The sequence below is a fragment of the Pseudoalteromonas sp. APC 3694 genome (assembly GCF_030407565.1).
In the GTDB taxonomy this organism is placed as follows: Bacteria; Pseudomonadota; Gammaproteobacteria; order Enterobacterales; family Alteromonadaceae; genus Pseudoalteromonas; species Pseudoalteromonas tetraodonis.
Genome location: NZ_JASDDE010000003.1, coordinates 14,905 through 28,949, shown reverse-complemented (window position 1 = coordinate 28,949; position 14,045 = coordinate 14,905). Strand labels below are relative to the sequence as shown.

The 14,045-nt window shown below is 41.3% G+C and carries 11 protein-coding genes and 1 pseudogene; 2 read left to right on the top strand and 10 right to left on the bottom strand.

Going from position 1 to position 14,045, the window contains the following annotated elements; all coding sequences use genetic code 11:
• Positions 1 to 8 precede the first annotated feature (8 nt).
• From QMA00_RS01910 to QMA00_RS01900, 3 genes are all read right to left on the bottom strand, one after another.
• Positions 9 to 290, bottom strand: a complete 282-nt coding sequence (locus QMA00_RS01910) for a hypothetical protein (RefSeq protein ID WP_290155706.1) — start codon at positions 288 to 290, stop codon at positions 9 to 11.
• Positions 291 to 431: 141 nt separating this feature from the next.
• A complete protein-coding gene (locus QMA00_RS01905; RefSeq protein WP_024592045.1) occupies positions 432 to 797 on the bottom strand; it encodes a glyoxalase superfamily protein in 366 nt (121 codons plus the stop codon).
• 85 nt (positions 798 to 882) lie between these two features.
• Positions 883 to 1,197, bottom strand: coding sequence for a hypothetical protein (locus QMA00_RS01900; protein WP_076921750.1), 315 nt, complete (start codon positions 1,195 to 1,197; stop codon positions 883 to 885).
• 250 nt (positions 1,198 to 1,447) lie between these two features.
• Here QMA00_RS01900 and QMA00_RS01895 point away from each other — a divergent pair.
• Positions 1,448 to 2,416, top strand: a pseudogene (locus tag QMA00_RS01895) (integron integrase).
• Positions 2,417 to 2,590: 174 nt separating this feature from the next.
• On the opposite strand, the gene QMA00_RS01890 reads toward QMA00_RS01895, so the two are convergent.
• The 5 genes from QMA00_RS01890 to QMA00_RS01870 all read right to left on the bottom strand — a co-directional run bounded on the left by QMA00_RS01890 (position 2,591) and on the right by QMA00_RS01870 (position 11,906).
• Positions 2,591 to 4,846, bottom strand: coding sequence for an acyl-CoA dehydrogenase (locus QMA00_RS01890; RefSeq protein WP_290155700.1), 2,256 nt, complete (start codon positions 4,844 to 4,846; stop codon positions 2,591 to 2,593).
• Positions 4,847 to 5,138: 292 nt separating this feature from the next.
• Entirely contained in the window at positions 5,139 to 6,164 is a 1,026-nt protein-coding gene (locus QMA00_RS01885; protein ID WP_290155697.1) for a zinc-binding dehydrogenase, read from the bottom strand.
• Positions 6,165 to 6,175: 11 nt separating this feature from the next.
• Entirely contained in the window at positions 6,176 to 7,585 is a 1,410-nt protein-coding gene (locus tag QMA00_RS01880) for a TolC family protein (RefSeq protein ID WP_290155695.1), read from the bottom strand.
• Positions 7,578 to 10,727 (bottom strand): multidrug efflux RND transporter permease subunit, encoded by a 3,150-nt coding sequence (locus tag QMA00_RS01875; RefSeq protein ID WP_076921741.1) that lies wholly within the window; start codon positions 10,725 to 10,727, stop codon positions 7,578 to 7,580. Before QMA00_RS01875 ends, QMA00_RS01880 begins: the two co-directional genes overlap by 8 nt.
• Before the next feature lie 9 nt (positions 10,728 to 10,736).
• Positions 10,737 to 11,906 carry an efflux RND transporter periplasmic adaptor subunit gene (locus QMA00_RS01870; RefSeq protein ID WP_076921739.1) on the bottom strand — a complete coding sequence of 390 codons (1,170 nt, stop codon included), beginning with the start codon at positions 11,904 to 11,906 and terminating at the stop codon, positions 10,737 to 10,739.
• A gap of 118 nt (positions 11,907 to 12,024) precedes the next feature.
• Between QMA00_RS01870 and QMA00_RS01865 the strand changes: the two genes are divergently transcribed.
• Positions 12,025 to 12,963 (top strand): LysR family transcriptional regulator, encoded by a 939-nt coding sequence (locus QMA00_RS01865; protein WP_036983917.1) that lies wholly within the window; start codon positions 12,025 to 12,027, stop codon positions 12,961 to 12,963.
• A gap of 24 nt (positions 12,964 to 12,987) precedes the next feature.
• Here the strand turns inward: QMA00_RS01865 and QMA00_RS18920 are convergent, their stop codons facing one another.
• Both QMA00_RS18920 and QMA00_RS01860 read right to left on the bottom strand, forming a co-directional pair.
• Positions 12,988 to 13,209 (bottom strand): diguanylate cyclase, encoded by a 222-nt coding sequence (locus QMA00_RS18920; protein ID WP_353934637.1) that lies wholly within the window; start codon positions 13,207 to 13,209, stop codon positions 12,988 to 12,990.
• Entirely contained in the window at positions 13,209 to 13,982 is a 774-nt protein-coding gene (locus tag QMA00_RS01860) for a GGDEF domain-containing protein (RefSeq protein ID WP_356947883.1), read from the bottom strand. The genes QMA00_RS18920 and QMA00_RS01860 overlap by 1 nt, the downstream gene beginning before the upstream one ends.
• Between the last annotated feature and the right edge of the window lie 63 nt (positions 13,983 to 14,045).

The window sequence follows — 14,045 nt, the reverse complement described above, 5'->3', positions numbered from 1 at the left end:
GATTACTTCTAACTCATCACATCGAGAGAAACAAATCGATATTTGCAAAACCGATCATTTGAAAAATATGGCTTTACGATTTCCTTAAGTTGTTTCTCATCAATTTTATCATCAACATCAATATTCAGCGAGTCTCCACTTCTGCTAACGGATAAAACGCCAACCTCTGATGCAATATCATCTAGAAGTCCATTTGCGTACATCGCATAGTCATCTTCATCCACCAGATATGGGCATTCCGAACCCAAGTCGGAATGATTAATTGGTCTAATTCTCAGTATAAACTGCATGTAACCTCCTTTTTCATAGAAATCATGTTGCCAATTCAACCGCAGGTAGTCTTTTCACATAACGCCCAAATTTAGCGCGGAAAGCCGCGCAGCGGGTTGACGTCGCAGCCAGCGCTTTTTGCTGGCGATAAAATTTGATTGTTATGTGTCTGCTGATTCATTAAACAATATCCTGTTTGAAAACGGATCTGTTACGGTAAAACACCTTGCACCCCAAGGGGCATCTTCAATGCTTGGTTTGTTGTATTTGTAAGGCTTTGCAGTAACTTGTGCGAAAAGTTGATCAAGATTGCTTACATTAACGAAGACCTTGCTGCCCGGTGTGCAGTCACCAGAGTGTTCACTCAGATGTAAAACAAAATCGCCAAGCGAAACTTGCATGTAAATTGGGTAACCATCCTCAAAACGATGCTCCCAATCTAGTTCCATACCGAGAAAGCCAAGGTAAAACTCTTTTGCTTTATCTTCATCGAAAATCCGCATTATTGGGATCGTCTGAAACTCCATGCCATCTACTCCATTACACATAACGCCCGCCTAACACGCAATGTGTTGGCGTGGCTTTTTGCGTTGTTTGCCAAAACCATGACAACTAATCATTGTCGGAGTTAAGGCGCTTGTTATATGTATCTGCGAATCTAAATAAGAATGACAAAGCAGACGCGTAGATTGTAAAGAAAATAAAAAATGCCACTGCCAAGCCTATTTGTGCAGCCCAATTACTTTTAGTAGACAATTCATAAATTAAGTATACGGAAATAGGCAATGAAAGAAGATAGTTATTACTCTTAGCAATAGCCTTTTCAAAAGTCGATATACATTTATCAGTCAGGTTTGGAGAAAAATAAAGGGCTAATGGGATGAGAAATAAGCCAGCAAAAAGTATATCTATTACAACTTCTTTCAATTTAGAAACTCCATATCTAAGTACATATAACAATTTTATAGTACGCGAAGGGCGGATCTTTCTGCCAACGATACGCTCATGTATTTTATAAATCATTTTTACCAAATAACTTAACACATTGCTATATATATTTTTTTATTAGCACTCAAACTCTCAATAAAAGAGAAAATGCGCTCGCCGCTCATTTTCTTGAATATGTGAGCATCACAACTACACTGTATATAAAAACAGCACCATTATTGGTAATAGTATGAAAACACGTTCCCCATTTTTAAATTACATAGCTGAATATATGCTAGTTCGTCAATATTCATTACGCACCGTAGATACCTACCTAAGATGGATTGCATCTTATATTCATTTTCATAATAAGCGCCACCCCGCCTCAATGGGAGACAATGAAGTCGAACGCTATCTAGAACACTTAGTTTTAAAGCAAAATGTTGCACCACGAACGCAAGCCACCGCTCTCAATTCATTGTCATTTTTATACAAGCACATAATAAAAAGTGAACTATCGTTAAACTTAAATTTTGCCCGCAGTAAAAAACAAGCAAAACTGCCTGTCGTAATGACGCCAGAAGAAGTTAAGCTGCTTATGACTCATTTAAATAAGCGCTATTATCTTATTGCAGGCCTTATGTATGGTAGCGGTTTAAGAGTAATGGAAGCGGTGCAGTTAAGGGTGAAAGATATTGATTTTGATTATAAATGCATTCAAGTATGGAATGGGAAAGGTAATAAACACCGTATTGTAACGCTGGCCACAGAGCTAATACCTATGCTAAGAAATCAAATTTTGAACGTTGATGACTATTTAAAACTGGATTTAAATAATACGGAATATTCTGGCGTATGAATGCCATATGCTTTAACAAAAAAATATCCAAGTGCCGCAAAATCGCTTGCGTGGCAGTATTTATTTCCTTCTCATATATTAAGTTCAGATCCTCAACGTGGTGAAATAAGACGACATCATTTTCATCACTCTTGTATTAGAAAAGAGGTTAAAAAAGCCGTCCAAAAATCAGGATTAACAAAAATAATAACACCTCATACATTAAGACACTCTTTTGCTACTCATCTACTGCAAAATGGCGCCGATATAAGAACTGTTCAAGCTCAGCTTGGCCATTCTGATGTTAAAACCACACAAATATATACCCATGTACTGCAACAAGGTGCCAACGGGGTTGTTAGCCCTTTTTCAAGATTATAAGCATCTCTTTTTAATTCTCTACGAATACATATTCGCTTTAAGACCAATACCGCTATCTATTTCTACTTTGAAAACCCATAAAAAAGCCCCACTTGATATTACTCAAGCAGGACTCCACACTAATTTTGTATCAATAAAAGCGCCTAAACTGCAGGCGCTTTGCATTATTGAATTTTATTGGTTAACCACGCTTTTAAGCGGATTAACTGGCTGTGCGTTGTCGTCTAGGATGTTCATATCGAAGTCGAACTCATCAACACGAATCGCTTTTTCACGCTTTTTGTTGTAATCACTTAACTGAACAAATTCAGCGTCGTTAATTACTTTTGCAGCAAGTGCATTTTCAAGTGTGATTGAAAAACGCGTGCCCGGCTTAAAGGTTTTAGCACGTAGCGCTTTTTTCACTTTAGCTAAAAGCTCTAGTGACGCCATTTTAGCTTTGTAAGCTTGCTCGTTGATATGATGACCATCACCTTCAATTGGCTTAACTAAATGCGTTATTTGCGCTTTAAATGCCGTATCAAGCTGAGCTTGTTTTGCTAGTTCACGGATTAAATCATCGCTGATTTTTGGCATTTTAGTTGAGTAGTTCATAGTAATGAAACGAATGAACTTACGAGTACCACTTGCAGGGAAGTTATCTAAGAACTTGTGCAATGCTTCTTCTGCACTTTGTAGTGCAAAACGAGTCGCATAATGGAAGTAAGGAGCCGCTTGTTCACGCTCGCTGCTTGCTACTTTTTGCTCGTAATACTTAATAGATGCCATAGCTGCATACAAGAAGCTCATTACATCGCCTAAACGTGCTGAAAGCATTTCAGCTTGCTTTAATTTACCGCCAAGTACTAGTAACGAGAAATCAGCATAGACAGCTAATTTAGCTGATAGTTTTTGCACTGCTTTTTCGTAGTCACGTACTTCAGGTAGTGCTGAGTTTGCACTCGCGGTAAACGGTAGCACACCTAAGCGGAATGCACGTAAGCTGTTTGCTGTACTGTAGCCAATTGTTTTACGTAAAATACCGTTAAATTCTGCATCTGCGTTTTTGTCATCGCTGTGGATAGACTCAACCATAGATTGTAGATATGGGTGACAACGCATAACACCTTGACCAAAGATCATCAGGTTACGAGTAAGAATGTTTGCGCCCTCTACCGTAATGGCAATTGGCTGCGCCACATAACCGCTAGCAAGCGTGTTTTGAGGACCATTCTGAATTGCTTTACCCGCTTGAATATCCATTGCTGAGTCAAGTACATCACGACCAAGCTCTGTCATATGGTATTTAGCAATTGCCGTTACTACCGATGGTTTTAAGCCCATGCCTAAACCTTCAGTTGTCAGTACTCGCATTGCTTCTTGTAGGTATGTTTTACCTGCAATGTCAGCTAGCTTTTCTTGAATACCTTCGAATTGACCAATTGATAAACCAAACTGTTCACGCACTGCTGCGTACTCAGAAGCTGATTTAAATGCAACTTGAGCTGTACTTACACCCAATGCTGGTAATGAAATACCACGACCTGCGCCTAAACAGCTAACTAGCATTTGCCAACCGCGACCGATGTTTTTCTGACCACCGATAATAAAGTCCATTGGTACAAATACTTTGTTACCACGTGTAGTACCGTTGTAAAAACGGATACCCATAGGATCATGACGGTTACCAAGTTCTACACCAGGGTGCTCTTTTGGAATAAGTGCACAGGTAATACCTAGGTTTTCTTTGCCACCTAGTAGACCATCTGGGTCAACTACTTTAAACGCTAAACCAAGTACAGTAGCAATTGGCGCGAGTGTAATGTAGCGTTTGTCCCACGTGATTTCTAAGCCAAGTACTTCTTCGCCTTTGTACATACCTTTAGTTACGGTACCTACATCTGGAATACCGCCTGCATCAGAGCCTGCTTCTGGGCTGGTTAATGCAAAACATGGAATGTCTGTACCATTTGCAAGGCGTGGTAGGTAGTGTGCTTGTTGCTCCTCTGTACCAAAGTGAAGAAGTAACTCACCCGGGCCCAACGAGTTTGGTACCATTACGGTTACCGCAACCGCTGAGCTTTTAGTAGCAATTGTACCTACAATTGTTGAGTTAGCGTATGGGCTGAACTCTAAACCGCCAAACGATTTAGGGATGATCAGCGAGAAGAAACGCTCTTTTTTCAAAAACTCTAAAATGTCGTTTGGTAAATGAATACCATTTTGAATGACTGAATCGTCAATCATGCCAAGTAATTCTTGTACTGGGCCATCTAGGAACGCTTGCTCGTCTGCGGTTAATTTAGCCGCAGGAACGTCGCGTAGCGCGCTGAAATCTGGTTTACCTTGATAGATAGACCCTTCTAGCCATACATCACCAGCGTCTAACGCTTCTTGCTCAGTAACTGAAATGCTTGGTAGTACTTTTTTTAATTTTGTACGTAAACTCATAACGAACTCATCCGACCAGATAAATAATACCTACATTACGTCATAAAAATCGCTTTAGATCAATTACTCTATTCAATTAATTAACAGTTTTTGCAATTTATTTTCTTTACCTGAACGTAAACTGTTGAAATAAAAAGGCTTGCACCTGTACGCTGAATTGTTATTTTTTTTGTTAAAAATTTAATAATTCTGGTTGTTGGCGCCGCAAATACGGATTTGGTAATAAAGTAGAAACAAAAAAACGCAGCCTAAAATTAGGCTGCGCTTTTTAAATATGGGAATGTGAGTAAACCTAGCTTATTTTAACCACTTGTTTACCTGTAAAACCACCTGCTAACTGGTTGTTTAATGCGCTAGAAACAGCCTTTGCGTTAAAATCAACAGCTAATACTTCTGGAGGAATTATTTCGCCATTAGAGACCGTTTCAAGCAACAAATTACCCATAAAACTCATGCGCTGCTGCGCGCATAGGCTATTGGCTAACCACGCGCCACCTAAGGATACAATACTAATATTGGGTGCTCTACGGTACATTAGCTGCTGTTCAAAATTAGGTAGTGGATTTAAACAAGCAATACGACCACAAAAACGCATTAGCTCGATATTTTGAATGGTCGATTCCCCACCCATAATATCAATAACGGCATCAAATCCTTGTGGGCCAAGCTCTCGGCGAATTTTGTCACATAAGGCTTTGTCATTGTAATCAAAGACTACATCAGCCCCTAGCTGCTTAACCAATTTGTGGTTACGCTTGGAGGCGGTTGTAAATACATCGGCACCGCGCTGCTTTGCAAATTGAATAGCAAATTGACCTACAGCACCAGCCCCGCCTTCAACAAAGAGGGTATCGCCTTCAGTTACGGCTAATTTATCTAAGCTGATAAGCGCTGCCATTCCGGCGCAGGGCAAAGTAGCAGCCTTATCACTGGCTAATTGCTGCGGAATGATAGACACTGCATAATTAGGCACTTTTGCGTATTCGCTCAATATCCCTTGCTCACCAATACTGGCGTGCCACATTACACGCTCACCCACGCCAGGAAATACGCCTTTACCCGCTTTAACCACTACACCCACTGCATCCAAGCCTAAAACATGCGGATACTGCCATAAACAAAAGCCAGATTTAGCAAATTGCGCATCCACCGGATTTAAACCAACATACTCCACTTTTACTAACAGCTCATTACCTGTGCATTGAGGCACAGGTAATTGAGTATCCGATAAGTTAATATCCTCATTAGGCTCTATTAAGGCAATAGCCTGCATAGATGAAGGAATAGTATCTGGGTTTGTAACTACAGTATTAGGCATCAAAAACTCTACTAGTTAGTATTACTTAACGCGTAACTCCATCGTCCATTAAATGACTGGTAAGCATTTACCTTAGCCAGTAACGATGAAATAGTTGAATCAACGGCATTTTCTTGTGCTATTAAAACATCCTGACGTGCATCTAACAACTCTAAGTAAGGAATTTGCCCTTCTTCATACATTGCTTGTGCTTGTAAAAATGCATTATTAGCAAACTGATACCGCTGCTCAGCAAAACGCGATTGCTGTGCTTGATTGACCAAGTATTGCAATGAAAGTTCACTCTCGTTAATCGCTTTTAACACCACTTGTTGATAGTCAGTATAAGCAGCTTCACTTAAAAACTGCTGCGCATCACGCTGAGCCAACAACGCAGGATAACTTAATAAAGACCATTGTACTTGTGGTGCAACTTGCCACTGCTGCTGGGTGTCGCTAAAACCATTACTACCCAAACTTAGCACACCTGCAAAACCACTTAAGCTGATATCGGGTAATAAAGCTTTACTGGCTGCCACACTTAAACTATTTGCTTGGCTAAAGTCATATAATGCTCGGCTAATATCGGGCCGTAGTGCAATCGCCTGATTTGGCTTTGCTAGTGACACTTGAAATGCCTTGCTCAATATAGCGCGTTCATCTTTAATGCTCAGTGATTGCGTTGGTTGTGCACTTAATACCGCCAGCGTAGATAAGTCACGAAACTTAGCATATTCAATCGCCGGAATGAGCGCTTGTTGCTGCCTAAGTTGCGCCATGGTGCGGTTTAAATCAAGCTCATTTGCCACACCTTCATCTACTTGCGCCTGCAGCACTTGAATGCTTTGTTCAAGTGCTTCTATTTGCATTTCAATAATTTGTTGCTTTTGCAGGTTGCCCTGATAGCTGGCAAACCCTTTAACCACAGATGACACAATTTCAATTTGTAATAGCCTAACTTGCTCTGCTTGGCTCATAGCTTGTGAATTTGCGGCATCAACGAGTGCAGTTATTCGACCAAATAAGTCGAGCTGCCAGTCAAGTGCAACATTTGCACTTGACTGTCGGCTATTGGTATCGCCTAGTCCACTTCGTTTAGCTCCAACCTCAACACCGCCTTGCGGTAAGTATTGTGCTTGTTGTTCACCAATACGTGCCAACGCACTTTTAAGCACTAACTGACTCGTTTGTAAGTCGTAGTTATTAGCTAATGCGTTACTAACAAGCTGGTTTAATTGCGCTGAACCTAACTTGTACCACCAGTTTTGCTCATCTTCACCCATAAACTGCTCTGCAGATATTGCCTTGGCAACAAACTCATTAATCTGTTGTTGCTGAGCTGCTGTGTCAATTTTACTCGCACAACCTGATAACACAGCAACCGCTAATGCAGAACTCAACCATGGCGATAATTTAAGAGCGCTTAAGTTAAATTTAGTCATGCGAAGGCTCCTCAACGCGCTGCTTTTTTACCACCAGCATATAAAACACCGGTGTAAATAATAGTCCAAACACAGTTACACCTATCATACCCGAGAACACCGCATTACCCATGGCATGACGCATTTCTGCCCCAGCACCGGTTGCCAATACAAGCGGTATGACACCTGCGGTAAAGGCAATTGATGTCATTAAAATTGGACGTAAACGTAATCGACACGCCGCTAACATCGCCTCAAGGTGCGATAATCCAGTGTCGTGTTTATCTTTAGCAAATTCCACCATAAGGATGGCATTTTTAGAAGCCAATGCGACCAGTACAATTAACGCTATTTGGGTAAATATGTTGTTGTCTGAACCTACAAACCACACCCCTAATAACGCCGAGAAAATAGTCATAGGTACAATTAAAATAATGGCCAATGGTAAACGTAGGCTTTCATACTGTGCAGCCAGTACCATAAACACAAGCAATACCACCAGTGGGAACACGTACACCATAGTATTGCCGGCAAGTACTTGCTGATACGTTACCTCAGTCCATTCATATTCAATACCTGTAGGTAGCGTTTTCGCCAATACATTTTCAATCGCTGTTTGCGCTTGGTCTGAGCTGTAACCTGGCGCTGGGCTGCCGTTAAGTTCAGCACTTGGGTAACCGTTGTAGTGCATAACACGATCAGGGCCTATAGTTGGCGTTACCGTAAGCACTGAGCCTAGTGGCACCATATTACCTGCACGATTACGTACTTTTAGGTTTAGTATTTGCTCTGGGTCTACCCTAAATTCAGCATCTGCTTGAGCATTAACCTGGTAAGTACGACCAAACAAATTAAAGTCGTTTACATACACTGAGCCTAAATAAATTTGTAACGAGTTAAACACTTCATCTAATGGAATACCTTGAATAAGCGCTTGCTCACGGTCAATATCAATATCCATTTGTGGCACTTGAATTCTAAAGCTTGAATACAGCCCCATTAACGCCGGATCTTTTTGCGCCGCAGCAATCACTGATTGCAAACTGTTAAATAAGGCTTCAAAGCCTTTGTTAGCTCTATCTTCTATTTGCAATTTAAAGCCACCTGTGGTGCCTAAGCCTTGAATTGGCGGTGGCGGAAACACAGCGACAAAGGCTTCATCAATGGCCGCAAAACGTTGGTTTAATTGCGCTGCAATAGCCGAAGCCGACATACTCGGATCCGTACGCTCTGCAAAAGGCGCCAGTGGCGTAAATACGATGCCGCTATTTGGGCTATTAGTAAAACCATTCACTGAAAGGCCAGGAAACGCTACCGTGTTCGCAACCCCAGGTACCTCTAATGCAATTTGCTGCATTTGTTTTACCACCGCTTCTGTACGGTCTAAACTTGCAGCGTCAGGTAACTGCGCAATGGCGACTAAGTATTGCTTATCTTGTTGTGGAATAAAGCCACCCGGTACCGCATCAAACAATTTAATCGTACCGCCAACTAAGGCAATATACGCAACCATAACCACAACGCTCATACGAATAAGCTTTTGTACCAGCTTTTCATACCCTTTAGCACCACGGTCAAACACGCGATTAAAAGGTTGGAATAACCAACGGCCAAATAATTTATTAAGCACGCGGGTAAACGCATCAGGCTCGGCATCATGTGATTTCAACAATAAAGCAGCCAGTGCTGGCGACAGCGTTAATGAGTTAAACGCCGAAATTACCGTTGAAATAGTAATGGTTAAGGCAAATTGCTTATAAAACTGCCCTGAAAGCCCAGTAATAAAAGCCGTCGGAATAAATACCGCACATAATACTAATGCAATCGCAATAATAGGGCCGGTTACTTCCGTCATTGCCACGCGGGTTGCTTCAAGCGGAGATAAGCCATCTTCTATGTTTCGCTCAACGTTTTCTACGACCACAATTGCGTCATCAACCACGATACCAATAGCCAGTACTAAACCAAATAGCGATAAGGTATTAATAGAAACCCCAAGCCATTGCATTACTGCAAAGGTACCAATGAGTGAAATAGGCACCGCAATTAACGGAATAATAGATGCGCGCCAGGTTTGTAAAAACACAATAACCACAATCACCACCAGCACGATTGCTTCGAGTAAAGTGGCGATCACCGCATCAATTGAGCCTCGCACAAATACCGTTGGATCATAAACAATGTCGTATTCAACACCTGCTGGAAAGTCTTTTGATAAACGTGCCATCGTTTCACGCACCTGATCAGAGAGCTCAATGGCATTTGACCCTGGGCGTTGAAATATTGGCATCGCTAAAGCGGGTTTATTATCAAGCTCAGCACGCAATGCATAAGAATCTTGGCCTAAATCAACACGTGCCACATCTGACAAACGCGTAAGCTGCCCTTGCTCCCCAACTTTAATAATGACTTGTTTAAACTCTTCAATGCTATTAAGGCGTCCTTTGACGTTTAATAAAATTTGGAACTGACTGTCATTTGAAATCGGTTGCGAACCTAAACTGCCCGCTGCAACTTGCTGATTTTGCAAGCGTAGTGCATTGACCACGTCACTTGCAGTAAGCTCACGTGATGCTAGCGCATCTGGGTTAAGCCAAACTCGCATTGCATATTTACCACCACCAAATAAACGAATATCACCCACACCAGGTAAACGCGCTATTTCATCTTTGATATTTAAATCGGCATAATTTGATAAATACGCGGTGTCATGGCTGTTTTGGGGTGAATATAAATGCACCACCATGGTTAAATCGGGTGATGATTTTTCAGCAACAACCCCTAAACGTTGCACTTCTTGTGGCAAACGCGGCAGCGCACTATTTACTCGGTTTTGCACTTGCACTTGGGCACGGTCTAAATCAGTGCCTAACGCAAATGTCACCGTGAGCGTCATACGTCCGTCACTGGTTGCTTGTGAAAACATATACAGCATGTTTTCGGTGCCATTTATTTCTTGCTCAAGCGGTGTTGCCACTGTTTGTGCAATAACCGTCGGGTTCGCACCTGGATAACTGGCAGTCACAACCACTGTCGGTGGTACGACTTCTGGGTATTCACTGACCGGCAGCTGAAATAATGAAATGCTACCTGCAATTAAAATAATCAACGACAGCATGGCCGCAAAAATCGGTCGCTGTATAAAAAAGTGTGAAAATTTCATCTAATAACCTTATTGCTTAGCAACTAAATCGGCAGGGTTAGCACTTAGCGTAAATGCCACGCCTTGGGTATTAATTGCCACTTTATTTGGTGATATCGGCATACCCGGTCCTACACGAGCAGGGCCATTTACAGCAATAACATCGCCTTGCTCAAGTCCTGATGTGATGGCTCGCAACGATCCATAGCGCTCACCTACCGTTACAAGCTTATACTGCAGCACATTGTTTTCGCCTACCGTTAACACAAAGCGATTTTTTAAATCTGTGCCTATGGCTCTGTCTGGAATAATGACAGTGTCACGCACTGCATTGGCAGCTAACTTAATGCGTGCAAATGAGCCCGAACGCAACTCGTTACTGCGATCATCAAATACCGCACGAACGCGTAAAGTGCCTGTAGATGCGTTAATTTGATTATCTATAAAGTTAATATGGCCGCTATAGTTAAAATCGTCTTGCCCTACTTTTTGCATTACAACAGGCTGTTTGCTTGCAGCTGTTACTTCGTCAAATGCGCTATTCCAAGTGCGTTCATCTACATCAAAGTAAGCGTACATTTTGTCATTAGAAACAATTGAAGTAAGCACGCTTTGCCCTGCAAGTACGTTGTTACCTTTGGTAATATTTGCGCGAGAAATCACGCCATCAATAGGAGAAACCACTGACGTAAACTCTAAATCGAGCTTTGCAGCTTTAAGCTGCGCTTGCAGTGCAGCAAGTTGTGCTTCACGCTGACGCAGAGTCGATGTACGCGCTTGTGCTTGCTCAGTCGAAATGGCTTTTCGCTCAGTTAAGCGTACCGCACGCGATGCTTCGCTTTTTGCTTGTTCAAGTGCTGCTTGAGCACTTTTAACCTGAGCGCTTAAACTGTCAACGGTTGCAGCGAATGAGCGGTCGTCTAAACGAAATAATACATCGCCTTGTTTAACGCTATCCCCTTCTTTAAATTCAATTTGCTCAATAATGCCGGATACACGCGGCATTAATGCCACTTTTTGCGGTGACTCTAAGCGTGTTGTATAGGTGTGCCAACTTTGAACTGGCTTAACCAAGACCTCGGCTACATCAATAGCTTGTTGTTGCTGTGCGGGTGCTGATTGTGCTGTACCATCATCGGCACAACCGGCCAGTGTGATTAATGCAACAGATAATGCTATAGCAATTAAGTGTTTGTTCATAACGACGCTCCTTTTAATTTAGCGTTGCATAATACGGAACATACTTGATGACAAAAACAATAGATTTTTAAATTCATTAGTGCCAAAATGGCATCAATACTCACTACGTGATGAAATAATGGATACAACCAGTCGACTATTAATGCTGCTTGAAGTGGTAGAGCAAGGCTCATTTGCAAAAGCAGCCGAAATACGAAATATTGACCGCTCAGTGATCTCTAAGCAAATTAGTCGGTTAGAGGATGAACTTGGAGTAAGGCTATTGAACAGAACAACCCGCTCATTCTCTCTTACAGCAGCGGGCGCTGAAATGATAAAAAAAGCAGGTGAGCTACGAAGTCTGCTTGGCGAAACGGTGCGCATGGCAGAAAACTACCACCAAGAGCCACGCGGCGTATTAAAAGTAACCGCATCTACTTTAATAGGTCGACGCTACTTACAGCCAGTGATCAACGATTTTCAAAAACGCTTTCCGCAAGTGGAAGTAGAACTGCGTTTGGATGACCGATTGGTTGATATTGTATCTGAAGGATTTGATTTAGCGTTTAGAGTGGGTGAGCCCAAAGACTCATCATTAATTGCTCGTAAAATTGCCCGTAATCGTTTGTTACTATTAGCCGCGCCAGCGTTTATAGAAACATACGGTATGCCTACAACAATCACTGATTTGGCACAATTGCCAGCGGCCAGTTATGCCAGCAACTCACTGCGGGTAGAAGGCATAAATTACTATAACCACACTGGCGAGCATTGCGCGCAAAAAATAAAAAGTGTGTTTAGAGCAAACGATGCAGAAGTGTTACTGATGAAAACTCTCTCTGGCACCACCTACTTTTTAGCGCCGGCATTTATTTTAGATAAAGAAGTGATTGATGGGCAACTGGTGCCCTTACTTACGGATGTAAAATTAATGGAACATAATGCAATGTATGCTGTATACCCACACCGAGATTTACCGGTAAGAACACGATTGTTTTTTGATGCCGTGCGTGAATACATTGGCAAAGAAAGACCGATTTGGGAGAACAGTATTCCTAATTTTGATCAAATGTATTAAGCCGCATCTGCACAGAGGTTAATATCAGAAAAAAACCGCATTGCGCCCCGCATCTTTTGCCTTATAAAGCTGCTTATCTGCTTGCGCTATTAATTCAGCCAAATTTAGTTGTTGGTACTTAACTACGCCAATACTGGCTGTTAAATTTATGGTTATACCATTGGCTTCAATATATTTATTTGCAACGGCTTGTCTAAGATTTTCAGCCATTGCCAGCGCGGATTGTGCACTATCAAAATTGCTCATTAAAAAAATTCTTCACCCTCCACCCTAAACACATACCCTTTTGCAAAAGTAATCCTAAATAGAGTTGCCAACTCAACCAGCACTTTATCTCCTACATCATGGCCGTATTCATCATTTATTTGTTTAAAGTGGTCAAGATCAATTAAAAACAAGTACAACTGTGATTTGTCTTTTATCTCCACTTCAAAATAATGACTCATAGACAAACGGTTTCCTGCTCCCGTGAGAGGATCAAGTAAGGCCAAGTTTTTAAGTCGCTTCGAAAATTCGGCCCTATTTCCTTCAAAAACATGAGAAATGACCCATATAATAATATAAATAAACAGTAAGTTGAGCGCTAGGTTAAAAGAGGAAAAATAAGGGCTTGGTAATTTATAAAGCAACACTGATGATTGCATAACCAAAAGTGTGGCCGATAACACAATACCGTATTTTCGACCAAGAAGTAGATAATACAAAATGGGTAAAGAAAACGCCCACAAAAACAAACCATTTTTAAGTGGTGCCAAAAAGGTTCCACATAGTATAACGAGCGTTACAGTCATACAAACCGTTATGGCATACCAGTTTCGTTGCTTGTTTTTAACCAATTGTATAAAAATATAAAAACAAAGTGCGGAAAAACACACCTCTAAGCCGGCTACAATATAAAAATGATTTTTTGATAGGTTAAACACAGCAAAAATAAATGACAGCAAACCAAAAAATAAACACATCCATTTTAAGACATGCTTACGTAATATTTTTGTACTGTTAAGAGCGGCTATATCCATAAAAAACTTAAATCAAAACTAATCGTTTATATTAACCCTGAAATGCAATAATCACAATTTTAT